Origin of the sequence: Agarilytica rhodophyticola (genome assembly GCF_002157225.2) — a bacterium.
Classification (GTDB): domain Bacteria; phylum Pseudomonadota; class Gammaproteobacteria; order Pseudomonadales; family Cellvibrionaceae; genus Agarilytica; species Agarilytica rhodophyticola.
Window position 1 is genome coordinate 1,803,758 of the sequence record NZ_CP020038.1, and the last position, 19,150, is coordinate 1,822,907.

The 19,150-nt window shown below is 42.0% G+C and carries 26 protein-coding genes; 24 read left to right on the forward strand and 2 right to left on the reverse strand.

Going from position 1 to position 19,150, the window contains the following annotated elements:
* Nucleotides 1-50: 50 nt before the first annotated feature.
* Both BVC89_RS07575 and BVC89_RS07580 read right to left on the reverse strand, forming a co-directional pair.
* Entirely contained in the window at nt 51-476 is a 426-nt protein-coding gene (locus BVC89_RS07575; protein WP_158657837.1) for a DUF3489 domain-containing protein, read from the reverse strand.
* Between the two features lie 99 nt (nt 477-575).
* Entirely contained in the window at nt 576-815 is a 240-nt protein-coding gene (locus BVC89_RS07580) for a hypothetical protein (RefSeq protein WP_086930606.1), read from the reverse strand.
* Between the two features lie 149 nt (nt 816-964).
* Between BVC89_RS07580 and BVC89_RS07585 the strand changes: the two genes are divergently transcribed.
* From BVC89_RS07585 to BVC89_RS07700, 24 genes are all read left to right on the forward strand, one after another.
* Nucleotides 965-1,528, forward strand: coding sequence for an elements of external origin (locus tag BVC89_RS07585; RefSeq protein ID WP_086930607.1), 564 nt, complete (start codon nt 965-967; stop codon nt 1,526-1,528).
* On the forward strand, nt 1,518-3,503 hold the full coding sequence (locus BVC89_RS07590; RefSeq protein WP_086930608.1) for a phage terminase large subunit family protein: 1,986 nt from the start codon (nt 1,518-1,520) through the stop codon (nt 3,501-3,503). Before BVC89_RS07585 ends, BVC89_RS07590 begins: the two co-directional genes overlap by 11 nt.
* A gap of 39 nt (nt 3,504-3,542) precedes the next feature.
* Nucleotides 3,543-3,770: a gpW family head-tail joining protein gene (gpW, locus tag BVC89_RS07595; RefSeq protein WP_086930609.1), complete on the forward strand. Its 228-nt coding sequence runs from the start codon at nt 3,543-3,545 to the stop codon at nt 3,768-3,770.
* 48 nt (nt 3,771-3,818) lie between these two features.
* Nucleotides 3,819-5,426 (forward strand): phage portal protein, encoded by a 1,608-nt coding sequence (locus tag BVC89_RS07600; RefSeq protein ID WP_086930610.1) that lies wholly within the window; start codon nt 3,819-3,821, stop codon nt 5,424-5,426.
* The gene (locus BVC89_RS07605; RefSeq protein ID WP_086930611.1) at nt 5,410-6,708 is read left to right on the forward strand and encodes a S49 family peptidase; all 1,299 of its coding nucleotides are present in this window, start codon (nt 5,410-5,412) and stop codon (nt 6,706-6,708) included. Before BVC89_RS07600 ends, BVC89_RS07605 begins: the two co-directional genes overlap by 17 nt.
* Nucleotides 6,705-7,091: a head decoration protein gene (locus tag BVC89_RS07610; protein ID WP_086930612.1), complete on the forward strand. Its 387-nt coding sequence runs from the start codon at nt 6,705-6,707 to the stop codon at nt 7,089-7,091. The genes BVC89_RS07605 and BVC89_RS07610 overlap by 4 nt, the downstream gene beginning before the upstream one ends.
* Before the next feature lie 295 nt (nt 7,092-7,386).
* Nucleotides 7,387-7,722, forward strand: coding sequence for an RING finger domain-containing protein (locus BVC89_RS07615; protein ID WP_158657838.1), 336 nt, complete (start codon nt 7,387-7,389; stop codon nt 7,720-7,722).
* Nucleotides 7,723-8,139: 417 nt separating this feature from the next.
* A complete protein-coding gene (locus tag BVC89_RS07620) occupies nt 8,140-9,171 on the forward strand; it encodes a major capsid protein (protein ID WP_086930614.1) in 1,032 nt (343 codons plus the stop codon).
* 16 nt (nt 9,172-9,187) lie between these two features.
* On the forward strand, nt 9,188-9,634 hold the full coding sequence (locus BVC89_RS07625; protein WP_086930615.1) for a hypothetical protein: 447 nt from the start codon (nt 9,188-9,190) through the stop codon (nt 9,632-9,634).
* Nucleotides 9,635-9,676: 42 nt separating this feature from the next.
* Nucleotides 9,677-9,991, forward strand: a complete 315-nt coding sequence (locus BVC89_RS07630; protein WP_086930616.1) for a head-tail joining protein — start codon at nt 9,677-9,679, stop codon at nt 9,989-9,991.
* 58 nt (nt 9,992-10,049) lie between these two features.
* Nucleotides 10,050-10,583, forward strand: coding sequence for a phage tail protein (locus BVC89_RS07635; RefSeq protein ID WP_086930617.1), 534 nt, complete (start codon nt 10,050-10,052; stop codon nt 10,581-10,583).
* 8 nt (nt 10,584-10,591) lie between these two features.
* A complete protein-coding gene (locus BVC89_RS07640) occupies nt 10,592-11,077 on the forward strand; it encodes a hypothetical protein (protein WP_086930618.1) in 486 nt (161 codons plus the stop codon).
* The gene (locus BVC89_RS07645) at nt 11,074-11,655 is read left to right on the forward strand and encodes a phage baseplate assembly protein V (protein WP_086930619.1); all 582 of its coding nucleotides are present in this window, start codon (nt 11,074-11,076) and stop codon (nt 11,653-11,655) included. Before BVC89_RS07640 ends, BVC89_RS07645 begins: the two co-directional genes overlap by 4 nt.
* A gap of 294 nt (nt 11,656-11,949) precedes the next feature.
* Nucleotides 11,950-12,654: a hypothetical protein gene (locus tag BVC89_RS07650; protein ID WP_086930620.1), complete on the forward strand. Its 705-nt coding sequence runs from the start codon at nt 11,950-11,952 to the stop codon at nt 12,652-12,654.
* Nucleotides 12,655-12,656: 2 nt separating this feature from the next.
* Nucleotides 12,657-13,031, forward strand: coding sequence for a hypothetical protein (locus BVC89_RS07655; protein WP_086930621.1), 375 nt, complete (start codon nt 12,657-12,659; stop codon nt 13,029-13,031).
* 38 nt (nt 13,032-13,069) lie between these two features.
* Nucleotides 13,070-13,354, forward strand: a complete 285-nt coding sequence (locus BVC89_RS07660; RefSeq protein ID WP_086930622.1) for a hypothetical protein — start codon at nt 13,070-13,072, stop codon at nt 13,352-13,354.
* Nucleotides 13,355-13,368: 14 nt separating this feature from the next.
* A complete protein-coding gene (locus BVC89_RS07665) occupies nt 13,369-13,695 on the forward strand; it encodes a GPW/gp25 family protein (RefSeq protein ID WP_245929359.1) in 327 nt (108 codons plus the stop codon).
* A 3-nt stretch (nt 13,696-13,698) separates the two neighbouring features.
* Entirely contained in the window at nt 13,699-14,595 is an 897-nt protein-coding gene (locus tag BVC89_RS07670) for a baseplate assembly protein (protein ID WP_086930624.1), read from the forward strand.
* A 24-nt stretch (nt 14,596-14,619) separates the two neighbouring features.
* Nucleotides 14,620-15,252, forward strand: a complete 633-nt coding sequence (locus BVC89_RS07675) for a phage tail protein I (RefSeq protein WP_086930625.1) — start codon at nt 14,620-14,622, stop codon at nt 15,250-15,252.
* Nucleotides 15,253-15,361: 109 nt separating this feature from the next.
* Nucleotides 15,362-16,528: a phage tail-collar fiber domain-containing protein gene (locus BVC89_RS07680; RefSeq protein ID WP_086930626.1), complete on the forward strand. Its 1,167-nt coding sequence runs from the start codon at nt 15,362-15,364 to the stop codon at nt 16,526-16,528.
* Between the two features lie 6 nt (nt 16,529-16,534).
* On the forward strand, nt 16,535-16,891 hold the full coding sequence (locus tag BVC89_RS07685) for a hypothetical protein (RefSeq protein ID WP_086930627.1): 357 nt from the start codon (nt 16,535-16,537) through the stop codon (nt 16,889-16,891).
* A gap of 129 nt (nt 16,892-17,020) precedes the next feature.
* Nucleotides 17,021-18,175, forward strand: a complete 1,155-nt coding sequence (locus tag BVC89_RS07690; protein WP_086930628.1) for a phage tail sheath C-terminal domain-containing protein — start codon at nt 17,021-17,023, stop codon at nt 18,173-18,175.
* 55 nt (nt 18,176-18,230) lie between these two features.
* Entirely contained in the window at nt 18,231-18,734 is a 504-nt protein-coding gene (locus tag BVC89_RS07695; protein WP_086930629.1) for a phage major tail tube protein, read from the forward strand.
* A 116-nt stretch (nt 18,735-18,850) separates the two neighbouring features.
* Nucleotides 18,851-19,150 carry a hypothetical protein gene (locus tag BVC89_RS07700; protein WP_086930630.1) on the forward strand — a complete coding sequence of 100 codons (300 nt, stop codon included), beginning with the start codon at nt 18,851-18,853 and terminating at the stop codon, nt 19,148-19,150.

The following is a 19,150-nucleotide window of genomic DNA, read 5'->3' on the forward strand; positions in this document are numbered from 1 at the left end:
TGAGGCGCTGTTTTTATATTTTTTGGGATAGGTTAATGACGGAGTAATATCTAATGCGTGTTGTCTTTTTTTAGTGTGTATTTGCGTGATCCATCGCTGTCTCTAGAGGAAATAATAGTATGCCCTTTAGATTTTAAAGTGCTTATAGCGCCCCTCACGCTATGTTTCTGCCAGGAGGTGGCCTCGCATAAAGCCTTAAGCGTTGCCCCTTCTTTGGCGCTCACAAGCTGGAGAATAATATCATTCTTGCTTGTTCTAGTTTTCTCCTTAGGTGCAAGGCCAATGGCTTTAAACCCATTGGCGTTAATAGTGTGGTCACCGTTCTTCTCGTCAATAAATTTTTTTTTGAGCAGGCTGTTAATAACACGCGACTCGATGCCTTTATTGATAGTGTTCGGCAGTGGATAAATCGAGCCTGTTTCTCTTTGCGCCGCGTTAGATAAAATGGTGGTTTGTGTATTTGTAAGTTTTATCATGATAGATATCTCTTTATTTTTACTCATAAGTTTGAGACGATGAAGGGCTACATGTTGTAGCCGCTCTCTTATGATGTTGTTTATACTCATTCTTTTTATTTAGTATTTAGCCGCGTTTCCTGGCGCATATTCGCCTTCTTTAAATACTCTATCGGTAAGATGCTTTAGTAATTCGGCGTAATCGGTAATGTCGGTCACATGTCCCCAATGTATTTTGTCTTGATTAACGTTAAAGAATTCATCGCTGTGCTGTTGCAGGCGTTGTAGCGCCTTATCAATCTGATTTTTTTTAGCGGTAAACGTTGCTTTGGGGCTTTTGGGTTCGTCAAAATTAATCATTATATTTGCCTTTTGTATTGCGTGTTTGTAGGGACATTAACCCTTCAACTGCCGAACACATCAAGTGGTTTTTTATTGTTTTTTTAGTCACGATGACTTGCTTTCTTTCGTCATTTGAGTGATGTATTTTTTATCCAGGGAACATGACTATGGGAATCTCTATTCGTGCCTATGCCCGCCACCGTGGGGTGTCGGATACTGCTGTGCGCAAAGCTATAAAAACAGGTCGTATTACAAAAGAGAGCGATGGTTCCATCGATATAGAAAAAGCCGATAAAGAATGGCAAATAAATACGGAGTCTACTTTTTCAAATCTATCGAAAACAGTTAGCAAAGCGAATAAGCCGAAGTCGCGTCCTATTTCTCAAGAGGCGATGGACGCCGTTGACGATACGCTGAAAGAAAAACCTGGAAGTACAACAACGTATGTGCAAGCACGGACAGCAAACGAGATTCTTAAAGCGCAGACACAACGCGTTAAATTAGCGGAATTAAAAAAAGAACTGGTCAATCGAGATAAAGCCGTGGCGCATGTGTTTCGACTTGCGCGAGAAGAGCGCGATGCATGGCAACGATGGCCGTCACGTATTGCTGCTGAAATGGCTTCACAATTAGCGGTCGACCAACACACCTTACACACATTACTGGATCGCTATGTCCTACAACATCTCTCTGAACTGGCTGATATAACCGTAACATTCGATGGTCGATAATTATGATGGCTTTGTTGATATTGAAAAGGCGTGGTCTGATGGACTCACACCCGATCCGCTTTTACTTGTATCAGAGTGGGCAGACAAATACCGAGTATTACCCGCGAAAAGCTCCGACGAAGCGGGGCGTTGGCGAACACAGCGAACCCCCTATTTAAAAGAAATTATGGATTCCCTTTCGCCGTCATCGCCTATCGAGAAAGTGACATTTATGAAAGGTGCCCAGGTGGGCGGGACCGAGACAGGAAACAACCTCTTAGGATACATCATCCATATTGCCCCTGGCCCTACGATGGCCGTTTCACCGACAGTTGAGATGGCTAAACGTAATTCACGACAACGTATCGAAACCCTTATTAATGATTGTCCTGAATTACGTGCACGCATCGCTCCAGCACGCAGTCGTGATTCAGGCAATACGATCCTGAGTAAAGATTTCCCAGGGGGGATGTTAGTTCTCACTGGGGCTAACAGTGCTGTTGGCTTACGCTCCATGTCCGCCCGTTATTTATTTTTGGATGAAATTGACGGCTGGCCCGTAGGTGATTTAGATGGTGAAGGTGATCCACAATTTCTAGTAGAACGAAGAACAGCTACGTTTCGACGTCGCCGAAAAATATTACTGGTAAGTACACCAACAGTAAAAAGTACGTCTCGAATTCTGCGGGAGTTTGAAGCCTCTGATCAGCGCTACTACTTTGTTCCTTGCCCCCATTGTGGTGTTAAACAATCCCTAAAATTTACACAACTACATTGGACAAAAGGCAACTACAAAAGTGTTCACTATATCTGTGAGCACTGCCAAGAAAAAATCTACGAACATCATAAAACACACATGTTGCTCAAGGGAGAATGGATTGCCACCTCAGAAGGAAATGATACAACACGCGGCTATCACCTTTCTTCCCTCTACAGTCCGGTTGGTTGGTACAGCTGGGAAGATGTGGCCAGTGATTATGAAAAGGCGCTATTAAATCCTGATTTAATGAAAGGGTTTATTAATACGGTCTTAGGTGAGGCTTACGAGGACGAGTATGATGCACCGGAGTGGGAACGCCTCTATGAACGTCGTGATGATTACCCTCTAGGTGTCGTTCCAAAAGGTGGTCTCTTTTTAACAGCGGGTGTGGATGTTCAGCGAGATAGAATCGAATGTGAAATTGTCGCGTGGGGACGCGATAAGATTTCCTGGTCGGTGGATTACCACGTATTAGATGGTGATACGGCGCAACAAAAAACGTGGAATAAACTCGATAAGCTATTAGCGAAAGATTGGCCAACAGAAACGGGTGCCACATTACCGATACGTGTTATGTGTGTGGATTCAGGATTTGCAACACAAGATGTGTATAGCTGGGTACGTCAATATCCTCAACCGGTGTGGGGCGCTGTTGGTGCTCGAGCATCACAACCACGAACGGCTGTTGCCATCAAAGGACGCGATAATGATACGGCATTAATTTTAGGGGTGTCGAAAGCGGATACTGGAGGCAAGCGAAAAGGTCTGCGTGTCTGGGGTGTGAGTGGCCCTGTGGCAAAAACAGAGCTGTATCGTTGGTTGAAGCTGCCAAGACTGACGGATGAGCAACGTAAAAAAAATGAAAAACCGCCCCATGGAAGCTGTTTCTATCCGCAATACGGAGAAGAATATTTTAAGCAGCTGACGGCTGAAAAGAAAATAATAAAAATAGTTAAGGGCTATCCCAAAGCTGTTTGGGAAAAAGATCCAACGCGGAACAACGAAGCATTAGATTGTCGTATCTACGCCAGAGCCGCTGCCACTATTTATGGATTGGATCGTTTTAAGGAAATTCATTGGCGGCGAATGGAAAAGGCGTTGGGTGAGCAGGAAATAAAAAGACAGGATACCATTAAGGATAATAAAAAACTAAAGAAGACATCATCAGGTGTTGTTTCTTCTATGTTACCGCTCATGCAACGTGGCGCTACACATGCCGATGATCCTTATCTTTAATATTTAATTGTCTAAGTAAAATAACCAAGAAAAAATACTATGCCGAGTTTAGTCATATTAAAACAACGTTTAGAAGAAGCCGAGTTAGCATTGCATCAGCTCAATACAGGGGCAAGGGAAGTGGAAGTCCGAGTCGATGACTTTGGTATGACAGAGTTTTCCGAAGTCAATGTGCGGGATTTAGAGCGTTATATTGCGCACCTAAGACAAGCCATTGCTCATACAGAAGGAAAACCTCGTCGTCGGCCTATATTAATGCGATTTTAGGATATTAAGAAAAATAAAAAGCCACAAGATAATAAGTGATCATGTTATATGGGAGTACAAATACTCGGCGCGGACGGCACACCGCTTGTTCAAGACTCTGCCCATCGTGGGGCATCATTACAAGCACGTGAGTTGGCATCATGGCAACCGGCATTAGGTTCCGCCGATAGTGATTTAATTCATGAGCTGCCCACATTAGTGTCACGCTCTCGCGATTTAGTTCGAAATCACGGCGTGGCTGCTGGCGGGATTCAAACTTTAAGTGATAATGTGGTCGGGAGTGGCCTTCGGCTATCCGCTCGCCCCGACTATGTTGCCCTGGGTAAAACAAAAGAATGGGCGGACGAATGGGCCAAACAGACAGAAGCTTTATGGCGAACCTATGCCGACTCCACCGATTGCGATGCGGCGAATTCTCTGACGTTTTCAGGATTGACCGCACAGGTGTTTCGCTCGGCGTTAGTCAATGGCGAGTCTTTATGTTTGCCTTTATGGTTACCTAAGAGGGCACAATCGTTTGCCACCAAGTTTCAAGTGATTGAATCCGATCGCTTATGTAATCCTCAAGGGCGAATGAATACAACAAAACTGCGAGCAGGGATTGAAATTGATCGCTATGGTGCGCCTCTCGCGTATTGGGTGACGAAGCATCACCCTGGTGACGGTACGATTGCTATGGCGTACACGCAAGACCAATGGCAACGTATTCCGGCATACACACGCTTTGGTCGTAAACGTGTGATCCATATCCATGATAAAGAGCGCTCCGGACAAAATAGAGGTAAACCTATTCTTAGTTCTATTATGCCGATGTTCAAGATGCTAGACCACTATGAAAAAAGTGAGTTACAAGCTGCTGTAGTTAACGCAATGATAGCGGCTTTTATTGAAACACCTTTAGATCCAGAATCGATTAATGATTTATTTGGTGGTTCATCTGAGGATTATTTATCTGCACGTAAAGAGTGGAGTGTTCAATTAAAAGGCGGTGCGGTGATACCTGTCTTCCCAGGAGATAAAGTCGCCCCTTTTACGCCCGGTCGCCCTAATGCCGCCTATGGCACATTTGTCGAGAATATTATGCGGCATATCGGTACCGGGCTTAACTTACCTTATGAATTATTATTAAAAGACTTTTCAAAAACCAACTATTCTTCAGCACGTGCAGCGTTACTGGAGGCATGGCGGTTTTTTCTTGGACGCCGAACGTGGCTTGCTACTTATTGGGCAACACCGGCTTATGCCCTTTGGTTAGAGGAAGCGATTAACAAAGGTCTGATTGAGGCCCCAGATTTTTATAAAAATAAAAATGCGTGGATTCGAGCAAAGTGGATTGGGCCAGGAAGAGGCTCTGTTGATCCCCTTAAAGAAGCCAATGCGTCAGAGAAACGTATGGCCATTAATACCTCCACGTTGGAAATTGAATGCGCAGCGGAAGGTTTGGACTGGGAGGAAGTGTTGGAGCAGCGTGCACGAGAAATTCAAAAAATGAAAGACCTGGGATTACACCATGACCACATGGAAGTCGATAATGGTAACGATAGCAATAGCAATAAAGACATAAAAAAGGAGCGTGAAGAAAAAGAGCAAAAAGCCCCTTCAAAAAAAACAACACCCTCTCACCCACAGGAGACTATGGATGAAATTTTGGAATAGAGCGTCTCACGAAGCTTGGGCGATTTCGACACATGTGCTTGAGACCATTATTGAGCTAGCTGCACAGCATAATACATCCCCAGAAGCCATTGCCGCTAAAATGGGAAAAGCCCTCGATAATACCTATCGTGTGACAGAACGTGATGGTGTGGCTGTCCTGCCTATTACTGGCCCCTTGTTTCGCTATTCAAACTTTTTTACGTCATTTTTTGGTGCGAGCAGCTATGAGCGTATTGCCCACGATTTTATGCAGGCATTACATAACCCAGACATTACATCGATTGTATTTGACTTTGATTCCCCAGGGGGTGAAGTCAATGGTTGTTCAGAATTAGCGAATCTTATTTTCGAGTCTCGCGGTACTAAACCTATTATTGCTTATGCGTCAGGGGACTGTGCTTCTGGTGCCTATTGGATTGCATCAGCATGTGATCGGATTGTGGTATCGGATACTGCGCAATTAGGTTCTATTGGCGTGGTGGCGGTGTACCACAATAGCAAAGGTAAGGATGCAGAAATAGAAATCGTCTCGTCACAGTCCCCGTTTAAGAGAATCGATCCTAGCCATGATAAAGGCCGTGAAAAGATTCAAGCGAGAATTGATGCCCTTGCTGACGTTTTTATTAACTCGATTGCACAACACCGAAATGTCTCTGCTGATACCGTGACGAATGATTATGGCCAGGGCGATGTATTGATTGGGCAAGCTGCCATTGAGCGAGGACTTGCCGACAGTGGCGGCACTTACGAAAAATTACTTCATGAATTAACCACATCGACATTGCCTTCACCCTCATCATCACAACCGCAGTCACAACCACTTTCAACTAGACCGGAGTCGCCGGACTTTTTTATATCTGAGGACAATACATTGGATATCGACACACTTAAAAAAGACCATTTTACCTTGTATCAGCAAGTGCTGGTAAAAGGCATTACACAAGAACGACAACGTATTCACGATATTTTAGAGGATGATGAGGCCAAAGAAAAAACGGCACTGGCACAGCATCTTGCACTCAATACCGATCTTTCCCACAAGATTGTGATCTCGACATTACAGCAAATTCCTATTACTCCTATCAAAGAAGACTCTACTCCACCAAAGAATACACCGGAAGCTTCCAGTGGTTTTTCAGAGATGATGGCCACTATTGATAATCCTAAGATAGTACCGAAGGCGGATGAGAGTAGTGAGGAAGAGAACACCGATGATGTAGCGAGGCGTATTGCCCAGTATTCGTTAGCCCCTGTTTCTAGTGCTTCAGGAGGTGATCGATGAGCGGACAAGGCATTGCTGAGGGATTTATTGATCAAGGCCGCTATACCCCTAACAATTTAATTGCTGGTGAATTTCCTCGTATTACGCGCTATGTTACGGTGACAGGTAATACAGCTCTTAGCGCCGGTGCGGTGTTGGGTAAGATAACGGCGGATAGCCGATATCAACTCAGTGCGGCAGCCAGTACTGATGGCTCTCAAATACCCGATGCGATTTTAGCCGAAGCTGTGGATACGCGTTCAGGTGATGTACAAGCGCCCGTGTATTTTTCGGGAGAATTTAATCGCTTGGCGTTACAGCTAGGCACCGGTTATACCGTTGCGGCGATTGAACCTCTCTTACGTTTACGCAGTATCTTTTTACGAGACAATGTACCCGCTTAGAGAAGCTTTAAATAAATCATTCGTATTTTTCAGAACTAAGATAAATGCTTACATTTATTAAAATAACTTTTTTTATTTTTAGGTTGCTAAAGTTAAGATATTAAAATGAGCGGTAACACTAAATCACTTCATGTTTAATTAAATAAAGTTGTTATTCTTAATGTCCTTATATTCATTTTTTAGGAAAATAAAGTTTTAAGTGACTATTTATAATAAAAACAAATAAAACTATATTTTTTAAATTTCTACTAAGTCTATGAAAATCAATGAACAACCATTTACTTTAGGATTAACTATGACTTTTGCTATTATAAAAAATAAAGATTGCCCAATTTGCTTGCAACCAATAAAAAAGAATGAGCGTGTTACCATGCTGCGCTGCCGAAATGCTCATGCGATACATCCGCATTGTGCACACACATTACTTCGCACAAACCATCCCAAATGTCCTCTTGATAAGAAATCTATTGCTGGACAAAATGCTCGCTCGACGCATACGGTTATTAAAGCTCCTACAAATAGTAGACCGGGCCAAGCTCAAGCTGTTCGTCGTGCAAGCGGTTCTGCATCTCTAAATCCACCTCAGAATTTACATCTGTCAAACAGCTTTCCTCCGTATCGGCTAAAATAATAAAAATACCAAGTCTATCTTTTACATAGTTAAACTATGTATAAAGAGTGATATTAACTAAAAATTGGTCTTGTATTTAGCATAAAATATGAGGTCAATTTTCTCCCATTTTGCCATTCAAATATACAATTTTTATTCTTTGATCATAATTATTTATAATTAGAATTTTTGAAATTAATTTATATCAATAGTTAATTATTGTTCATAGAAAAACTATTGCTGTGGTTTACTCAGATTTATTTTCTAAGCAAGTATTATAAATAAATTCTTGCTTTTTAAAGAATTAGAAAATTATCCTTAAAAAATCAATTTACACTTCGAGTGTTACTGGGTTTATCTAATCTCACGATGTTCACTAATGAGTAAGTGGATATTCTCCTATTATATCTAACAATTTTCTACAAGGTCTTATAGTGTATGGATGTTTTTACGACCACGGTGCTCAATCGTACCGTTGCGTATTTGCCTCGCCCATCGTCGTTTTTGCTGGATACTTTTTTTCCGTCTGTGCAAACCGATGATGCCGAAGAAATTTACTTTGATATTGATACATCAAAACCTCGACTCGTGCCTTTTGTATCGCCTTTAGTGGAAGGCAAAGTGGTGGCGAATGAAGGGTTTGAAACTCGCAGCTTTAAACCGGCGTATGCTAAAGACAAACGTCGCTTTGATCCCAACGGCCCCCTTAAACGCCAGATAGGTGAAACTATTGGGGGTAATCTTACGCCGATGAATCGCCGTGAAGTGGCGTTAAATCGTGCCCTCACCAATCAATTAGAAAACCTTACCCGTCGTGAGGAGGTCATGGCTTCCGAAGTATTACGACGGGGGCAAGTGACGGTAAGCGGAGACGATTACCCCACGCAGGTAGTCGATTTTCAGCGAGACCCGTTATTAACACAAGTTTTAACGGGAGCCACACGTTGGGGCGAGACAGGAGTGCGTGTGTTAGACAATGTGGAAGACTGGGCAGGTATGGTACATCAGGCATCAGGTGCCGCTGCGAGGACGGTGGTGATGGACCCGTTAGCTTGGCGTATTTTTAAGAACGATGACAAAGTCGAAAAATTATTAGAGATTCGTCGTGGTACGGCCAACACCTTAATTATTGATCCAATTTTACGGGGGCAGGGGAGTGAAAAAGCACGTTACGTGGGTTCTATTGGGGATTTCGATTTTTGGGTGTACAACGATGCTTATGTGGATGACGCGGGACAAGCCCAAACAATGCTCCCACCGTACACCGTTATTGTGGCTAGCCGCACCCTCCTTGAGGGCACACGGGCCTATGGTGTTATCCAAGACGAGAAGGCAGGCTACCGAGCGAGTCGCTACTTTACTAAATCCTGGTTGGAAGAAGATCCCGCATTGCGCTGGTTATTAATGCAATCGGCCCCGCTGATTGTGCCGTATCGACCCAATGCGTCATTTTGTGCCACCGTGCGATAAGGGAGGGTTTTTTAATATGATCATTACCTCTCATATAACGCTATGCACAGGCGAGCCAAAAAATATCCATTACGTCCGACCGGGAGAACGTGTTGAGCTGCCTGATGAGGAAGCGGAGTATTTAATTCAACAAAGGATAGCAAAAAGCCACGCCCTAAATGACTCTGACCTAGCATCACTCACATCAACATTAACACAGACACTGACAGCTCCTACATTAACACAGACACTGACAGCTCCTACCCTATCTCAAGTAGATAGGATAGATGCCATTATTGATGCAATGGCAGAATTAGAGGAAGGCGACTTTGGTAAAGACGGTAAGCCGTCTGTTCGAGCCATTGAAAAAATCCTAGAGCAGAATATCTCAGCGTTAGAACGGGATAGGGCGTGGGAGTTATATCAGCAACTACTCCATGACAATGCCCAAGACCAAGAAAATAATAGCGCCATAGATAATTAATATTTTTTAAAACAATAAATATTACAGCTAAGGAGGTCTTGTATGGATAGTCGCATGATATTTTCTCGTGCGATTGACAGTCAATTTACGCGATTAGGACGCGATGCTATGTATGTTTCTTCAGCTTCTCCCCCTTATGAATGTCGAGTGATTCCTCGGCGACCCGAGCATTTATTGTCGTTGGGGGAACACCGGGTTCATACAGAAGATCCCCATATAGAGTTTCGTGTCTCTGAAATACCGTCCCCGGTGAAAGGGGATGAAATTATTGTCGATGGTCGCACCTATCGTATTGAGGAAGAGCCTCGCTTGGATCAGCATCAATTGATCTGGCATACGGAGACCCTTCCTGTATAAATCAAAATATACAGTAGAAAAAGTAAGTCAATTAAAAAAGCATCTATAAAAAATCACCATGCTACATTTTTCCATCACACCTGAACCGTCCTTGGCGGAATTTCATCATGTTCTGCATATTGAACAAAACCTTGTAAAAAAAGCAGCAGTGCGTGCACTCAATAAAACAGCGCGTTGGTTACGCACGGATATTTCCCGTAGTACCGCTCAGGCATTAAATATCAAAGTGGGATTAGTAAGGAATAGTTTAAAACTGCAGAGAGCCACATTCACTAGTTTGGAGTCCATTGTGAGTTTAGGTCATCGCTCTGGTGTGATTAAAGCCATTGACCTCGGCAATGCTCGACAAAATGCTCGTGGTGTTAAAGTGGGAAGGCGGCAATTTAATCATGCATTTATTGCGACGATGAGCAATGGCCACAGGGGTGTCTTTGAACGAAAAAGAAAACCACGCTTACCGATCAAGGAGCTACAGGTTGTCATCACAGGCCAGTTAGCCCAACAGCTTGAAATCATGGAAGAGGGAAGAGGTATCCGACAATTTCAAAAAGTATTTGAGCGTGAATTACGGTTTTTAAGAGGAATAAACTAAAACAACGTATGTTACTAGAACGATTACATAGCACCTTAATGGAAGGGCTTTTTGAGTTGCGCCATGTGGAAACGGTGACGCATACACCGCAGCGTAAAGATACCATCACCTTGCCTGCCATTATGTTAGATATGGTAGAACTGGAACCGGCAAAGGATTCGGGCACAGGTGAGTTGACGTTACTGTCTCATTGGGAAGCGCGTGTTGTTACATTAGAAAAAGACAATCTGTTTATCCACCTGAATATTGTGCAAAGTCTTATGCTGTGGCTCTTTAATTTTGCGTGGCCCAATATCAATATCGGACGCCCGAAATTAAAGCAAGCAGCGCCTGATCATTTTAATCCTGAGTTACAAGGGCACCGTGTGTGGTTAGTCGAGTGGGTACAAGAAATTCGGGTAGGGGACAATATATGGCGCAACGACGGCAGCATAACACCGACACGAATCACGGTGTCATACGGGGAGAATAACTTTGAGGAAATACTCTCATGACATTTGAATATGAAATAACAGAAATTAATCGACGCCTGTCTAACCTAATAAAAATAGGCACCATTAAAGCCACGAAATATGATGATTTTTTACCGGTAGTTAAAGTGTCTATGGGAGAACTAGAAAGTGCATGGCTCCCATTGATGCAATTAAGGGCTGGGCCGGATAGTCACTGGTGGCCGTTAGAAGTAGGTGAACAGGTACTTGTTTTATCCACCAGCGGCGATACTTGCCAAGGCGTTGTCTTAGGCTCAATACACCAAAACAAATTCCCCAGCCAGAGCAATAGTACTTGCACTCATAAAGTCACATACAGTGATGGCGCAATTTTAGAATACAATCGAGAATCCCACCACTTAAAAATGCAACTACCTGAAGGTGCCACAATAGAGCTGATTGCCAATGGTGGGTTTTCTGTCGTTGGAGATGTGGCTATACAGGGTAATATAAAAGCCAGTGGGGATATTAGCGATACTGTTCGATCCATGGCAGAAGATAGAGAAATTTATAATACACATAATCATGCCGGTGTCACATCGGGTAGCGCCGCGACACTCACAACACAACAAAGACAATAGTGCTAAAAGTAAAATAAAAGACGAATGTATTTAAGCTTGTAGTTTATAAAAAATATTATCGTATTATTTTTTTATATTCATGTTTGTATTTAAAAATATGACAACAATAATCGTGATGAAAAAATAAAAAACACTACGTCATTTTTTCAAAAGAGACGCGTTAATTTATTAAATTAGTTGTAAGCCATTACTACTATATTCACTCATAGTTTTTTGGAATGCGTTAAAGATATACGGCATACACCATTTTTTGTATGTCGTGTTTTTATCTAACTTTTGTAGAAGGAGTCTTGTTTGAATATACGGTATATATTTTATGGTGGCACACGTGAACGCCATGCTGATGGTCGTATCAGACAGATAGGTATTGCGCATAACAGCGCTTTTCAATTCGCGGGGAAAAATCTTGTAAGAGATTATAAAAATGGAAAAATACAGACAGTAAAAATTATCACAGCAGCAGATCTTGTCAGTAAACTTAATAAAAACGCACCGAATAGCATTACATCTCTCGACATCTTATGTCATGGAACGCCTTATTCTCTTAACTTTTCTATTAAAGAAAATGAAAATGCGGGATTAGTGACAGGGTGGTTTGCCAAACAAGCACTCAGTGCTTACTATTCTTCTTGGGATGACGGTGTATATACGTTTTCTAAGGACAGCCGTTATGTCTCTGAGATAGATTTTAACGTTTTTGATAAGAGTGCACGTATTCAGATACATGGGTGTAATACGGCGCGTGGCAGTATGCCGGGAGATACGCTTGTCGAAGCTTTGTCGAAAGAATTGTATAGCGCAGGGAAAAAGCATGCGTATGTCATAGGGCATACCGATAAATCCAACCCCAATATTTATGGGACGAAGACCACCATTAAACAACAGGATTATCGCCACGGAGAACGTTCTATTTACAGTAATGGCAAGCTCCTTTTTCAAACGAAAAAAAGCGGTGTGATTCAGCATACAACGATACAAGGAAAGATATCAGGAAGATAAGGATGAAGAAAAAGTTATTTATTATTATAAACGCTTTTATAGTGCTAGGTGGAAGCTTGGCACTTTTGTTTGTGCTGTCTTTAAAAGGCGAAGAAATCGTTGTTGGTGCGAGATATTTACAACTCGCATGCGAACGGTGCTACCATATGGAAGTGGAGGTGAGTGACGACAAAAAAATGAATGATACGATAATTATCCCTTTGTCTTCGAACTTAAGTATTGAAACATTGATTGATATATCTCTACAGAAAAAAGAAAACTTATGCCTTTTAGGTAAACCTTATCTATTTAATATTAATATTTTCAATATTGATCCGGATGGTAGAAGATTTGAAGTCATAGAACACCTTCCATCGTCACGTTGTGCTAAGCTATAGAGTATTGGTGAAAATCCCTTAATTCTCATAGTAACAGCATGGATTTAAAGTTAGAAATTTTTGCTAGAGTCATTGAGAAATCTAATTACTCTGATAGTACTATTGCTGCTATTCGGCTAGTTCTATTTGAAGGTTGGCGTATCGTCGATGCAGCAAAAGAGGTAGGCAAAACCCGGAACTCTCTTAGCAATTCATTTCATTCAGTGAGAAGAAGGATGGCTCACTTGGAAAAAGAAGTTAAGCTTTTAGAACTCCAAAAAGAATGGCAAGCGCTATCTGAAGAAGAACGCCAAGAAATCATATTAAAAATCCTTAAACAATAAAAGTTATGCAAGGTATGAGTATAGTTACTGGAGAATTTCTCTCTGGTATTGATCACCTTCGCCAGTCTATTATCGATATACTTACAACTCCCATAGGTAGTCGTATTATGCGACCTCATTACGGCTCACGCCTATATGAGCTTATCGATGCACCTATTAATACTCAAACGATTGTTGATATTTATGCGGCTACTGCCGAGGCTATTTCTCGATGGGAACCTCGTTTTGTATTAAACCGAGTACAAGTCGAAAAGGCTTCAATAGGTGAGATTAGGATATTTTTAGAAGGTGAATATAAACCAACACAACAGCCTATTATTTTAGAAAATCTTATTATTTAATGTATGACATCGTTTAGCGCTATTGATCTAGAAAAATTACCTGCTCCTAATATTGTTGAGGCGTTAGATTTTGAAACTATCCTAGAAAGTATGCTCAATGATTTACGAGAACGTGCTCCAGAACTCACGGTAAATGTAGAAAGCGATCCTGTTTATAAAATTCTGGAGGTTGCGGCGTATCGCGAAGTACTTTTGCGCTCACGCGTCAATGATGCTTGTCGTGCGGTTATGCTCGCGTATGCCACGGATGATGATCTAGAAAATCTTGCAGTATTCTTTGATGTCGAAAGACAGTTAGTACATCCTGGAGATCCAACGACTATCCCGCCAACGCTACCCGTATTTGAATTGGATAGTCGCTTGCGAACAAGGACACAACTTAGCTTAGAGGGCCATAGTACAGCCGGGCCTATCGGGAGCTATACCTTTCATGCGCTAGCTGCTGATCCACGAGTAAAAGATGTGGATATTGCCAGTCCTACCCCTGGTGAAGTCGTAGTTACAGTTTTATCAACGGAAAACATTGGCGTTCCTACTAGTGAAGTTTTAATGCTGGTCGAGTCACAGCTCAACTCGGAAGATGTGAGGCCCTTAACGGATCATGTAACTATGCAAGCGGCGACAATCGTGCGTTACAACGTTGTTGCTGAACTGATTTTGTTCTCAGGCCCAGACAGTACCGTAGTGAGTGATGCCGCAAATAAAGCATTGAATACTTATATTGAAGCCCAGCATCAGTTAGGTCGAGACATTACATTGTCGGGTATTTATTCCGCGCTACATCAGCCCGGCGTTCAGCGTGTTAATTTAGTAGAGCCGACGAGTGATATCGTAGTTCAATCTCATCAAGCACCATGGCCAGATAGTATCGAAATTACTTTCGGAGGTCGCGATAACTAAATGATAGTGTAAATACAATCATCTATGGAAAAATCTCTTTTACCCTGTAATGCCAGTCCACTTGAACGAGCATTAGAAAAATCAATAAACCGCGCTTTTAATCTTCCTGTACTCATCGATACACTATGGAACCCTAATTTATGTCCCGAGCCACTATTACCCTGGCTCGCATGGACATTTTCTGTCGATACCTGGGATAGTGATTGGCCGGAGTCAGTAAAAAGAACGGTTATTGCTAATAGTGTCTCGGTGCATAGAAAAAAAGGGACACTGGGTGCCTTAAAACGTGTGCTTAATGATATTGGTATTATTGTTGAGATACAGGAATGGTTTGAAACGAATTCGCCATCGCACACATTTAACGTCACTGCTTATGTGAATGATAATACAGCACCAGATAGAGACGTCATTTTAGATCCAGTTCTTTATAACAATGTTATTAGGGCTATCGATAATGTAAAACCTGTTAGAAGCCATTACGATTTTAGAGTTGCCGCTCGGTTTGAATTAAACCTTGGTCTAGCGGCGGTATCGTCAACAACAATATATAAACGCATAACATTAATACCCATTGTTGAAACGTCATTAATCACACAAACAAATACAATACTTGCAACGAATATTGTATCTATTGTGCGTGTAAAGCTAGACAGTTAACTTCTATCTACTACTGATAACTTTTATTTATTTTTTATTATCTTACTCTTTCTTATTTTACTCCTTTTTCTTTTTTATTCTTCTTTTTTACTTTCAAGATTTTCACTGTATGAATTTAATTCCTATTATTACGACTGCCGGATTAAGCGCTGTATTTAATGCTACTAATGATGGACTATCCGCTAGGCTAACGCATGTCGCTTTCGGCGATACCGGCTGGCAGCCCGATAACACCGCAACGGCTTTACAAAATGAACGCACACGCGTACCGATAAGTAACGGTAGCCGCATTAGCCCGACACAAATTCATGTGACAGCTATTGAAAATGGGGCTGTGGAATATTGGGTGAGAGAAATCGCCTTTATTTTAGATGATGGCACTGTATTAGCCGTATGGAGCCATCCCACGCAAGCGTTAGCGTTTAAAGCTGCCGATGTGGATCTTTTGTTAGCGCTTGATTTTGTGTTGTCTGCACTCCCTGAAGATAGTGTGGAAGTGGTAGGCACGGGGGGCATTAATTTACCCCCAGCTACGGAGACGGTGATTGGCGTAGTACGTTTTGCGACGCAAGCAGAAGCGATTGCCGGAACATTAGAGACGGTTGTTATGTCTCCTGCTGTTACCAGAGCACATGGTGATGCCCGTTATGCGTTAAGTAACCATAATCACAATACTATTTATAGCTCCATCGATCACAATCACGATACGCGAAATGATCAACGCTACAGTGCCCTTAGTCATAATCATAACGGGCAGTACAGTCTAATTAATCACAACCACAATACTCAATACAGTGCCATTAATCATAATCACGATACACGTAATGATGGACGTTATAGTCGTATAGGGCACAATCATAATAACCAATACAGTGATATCAATCATAATCACGATAGCCGCAACAACCAGCGCTATAGCCTTATTAATCACCATCATGACAGTCGATATTTACAACGCTCGGATACGATCATGACACAAGGGTTTGTGAGGACTATTGCCAGAAAATCAGGAGACCCAAACGATTTAAATAACTTTAATGCTAATTTTGCGGATGTATTCCCACCTGCCGGATTTACGATGGCAAATCTACAAGGATTTATAGCCAGTATCGGCATTATCTTATTCGGGGGAACCGTCGACGGCAATGACATTTTATGGTGCCGCTGGACACAACGGCGAGACAGTATGCGTGTAATCTGTGCGAACTCAGAAAACCGAGCGGACGGCGCGGGCGCTGGTTCTTATATTAATTATTTAGCAATATGGAGACGATAAATACACATGTGGTTAGAAATTAACAACGATAATAGGATTGAAGGTATACATAGCCATCAATGTTCCTCTAGTAATACGTGGGTAGAATACGAGGGCGATAAGCATATCATACCCGGGGATTATTATATTAAGGGTAAGGTTGTTCCGGCAAATGATAAGCAAGACATCAAAAATAAAGATGTGAGAATTCGCTTATGTGAACAACATATCAAAAAGTATTACCCACTCACAAAACAAGTGAGCCTCCTACGTAAAGGGAGCGATTCTGACGTTCAAAAAATGAATGCTTTTATTGAGCATTGTGAAGACTGGGTAAATAGTCGCAAACAAGAATTATCAGTCCTTCATTCCATCACCCCTTAGTTGTGAGATTCACAGACCTTAGATAGTTTTTAGTTCTTTTATACCTTTTGTTCTTTTACATCCATCGTCTTATTTTTAACCCATTATTTATTTTTATAGTTATTTCTATTTTACTAGGGAGGCTTAACAATGCCTTTTTTACATGGTGTGGAGGTCGTAGAGATTGATACAGGGCCACGGCCTATACGTACCGCACGCTCTTCTATTATTGGCTTAATTGGTACAGCGCCTGACGCTGACGAACGATGGCCCTTACATACACCTAAGCTCATCGCAGGCCGCAGAGGCGATACTATAGGGCTAGGGACTACAGGTACTTTACCTGCTGCTATCGATGATATCTTTGACCAAACAGGCGCAATGATTGTGGTGATACGTGTTCCTGAGTCTACGGCAGGATCACCGCCCACCTTACCTGACGGTGTGGATGATACTACGGGCCAATATATTGGTGTATCTGCGTTTTTATCCTCAGAAAGTGAACTTAGTATTACACCAAGAATTTTAGTCGCGCCTGAATTTACGCATATTCAAACGAATGTAGAATCACTATTAACTGTGGCAGAGCGTTTACGCGCTGTAGTCATTGCTGATGGCCCTAATACTACGGATACCGATGTTATTGACTATAGAAATTTATTTGGTAGTCCACGACTGTATATTATAGACCCCTGGGTACGTGTATTTGATACAGCGACATTAACAGAGATACTGAGACCGGCGAGTGCCCGCGTAGCAGGATTAATCGCAAAGTCGGATGATGAACGCGGCTTTTGGAATTCACCATCTAATCAAGAAATACGGGGTATTGTGGGGCCTGCCCGTGCGGTAGATTTTGAGTTTGGGGATATTAATTCACGAGCGAATCGTTTAAATGAAAATGAAGTGGCCACCATCATTCGAAAAACCGGCTTTCGGTTGTGGGGTAATCGTTCTTGCTCTTCTGATCCTAAGTGGGCATTTTTAAGTGTGCGTAGAACTGCCGATATTATTAATGAATCTCTACTGCGAGCACATCTTTGGGCGGTAGATCGCGGCATTACAAAAACCTATCTGGATGATGTAGTAGAGGGTGTTAACGCATTCCTACGTAATTTAAAAACGCAGGGCGCGATTATTAACGGCCAAGCGTGGGCCGATCCTGAGCGTAATACACCTGAGCGAATCGCCGAAGGTCATGTACAGATCGATTTTGATTTTACGCCACCCTACCCCGCCGAGCGTATTACGTTCCGCAGCCAATTAGTGAATGATTATCTCGTTGAAGTTTTACCACTGATTTAAGTGCACACATAAATTCCTCTTTTTATTAAAAAGAATCTTATTAAGAAAATAAAAAATGTTAGATGATATTTTAAAAAACATGGCGCTCTATGTCGATGGCCGTGGTTACGCGGGTAATGTGGAAGAACTTGTATTACCTAAGCTTACTATGAAAATGGAGGAATATAGAAACGGCGGGATGGATTCCCCCATAGATATTGAAATGGGAATGGAAAAGCTCGAAGCGGAATTTACGCTCACGCGCTTTGACCGTAACCTGTTAACGCTATTTGGTCTCGCTCCTGGGCAAATTATTCCGCTCACCATTCGCGGGGCGGTAGTGTCTGACAATGGAGCTACACAACCGGTTATCGTTAATTTACATGGACAGATTAAAGAGCTGGATTACGGTACATGGAAACCGGGTGAGAAAACCACATTAAAATGTATGGTCTCTGTTCGGTTTTACAAATTGACCCACGGTGCCGCCATCGTTCACCAAATTGACATCCCTAATATGATTCGTATTGTGAACGGCGTGGATCAACTCGCTCAAATACGCGGTATTCTCGGACAATAATCCTATATCGTTTGATTTTAATCCTAACCTATTAACCCTTTCCTTTTTATTGTTAAAACTTTAATTCCTTTCTTAACTTTTTAATTCATCACAAACACACTGGAGTTTTTATATCGATGAAAGAAACAGAAAATACAGAAAAAAAAGAACGTATAGAAAACATAGAAAACACTTATTATGTTATTAAACCCTTTTTTATCGGTAATGTAAGAAAGAAAATTGGGAGTGAAATGCAATTGAATAAACACATGGCACGCCCCTATGTTAATGGTGGTTTTCTAACGCTTGATAAAAATCGTGCTGACACGCTTATTCGCGATCGCATTGATGTGATATCGAAGGAAATCGACGAGCTTAAACGTATTTTATCCCCCATACCCAAAACACGAACCACAACTAAAAAGGAGGCATTATAA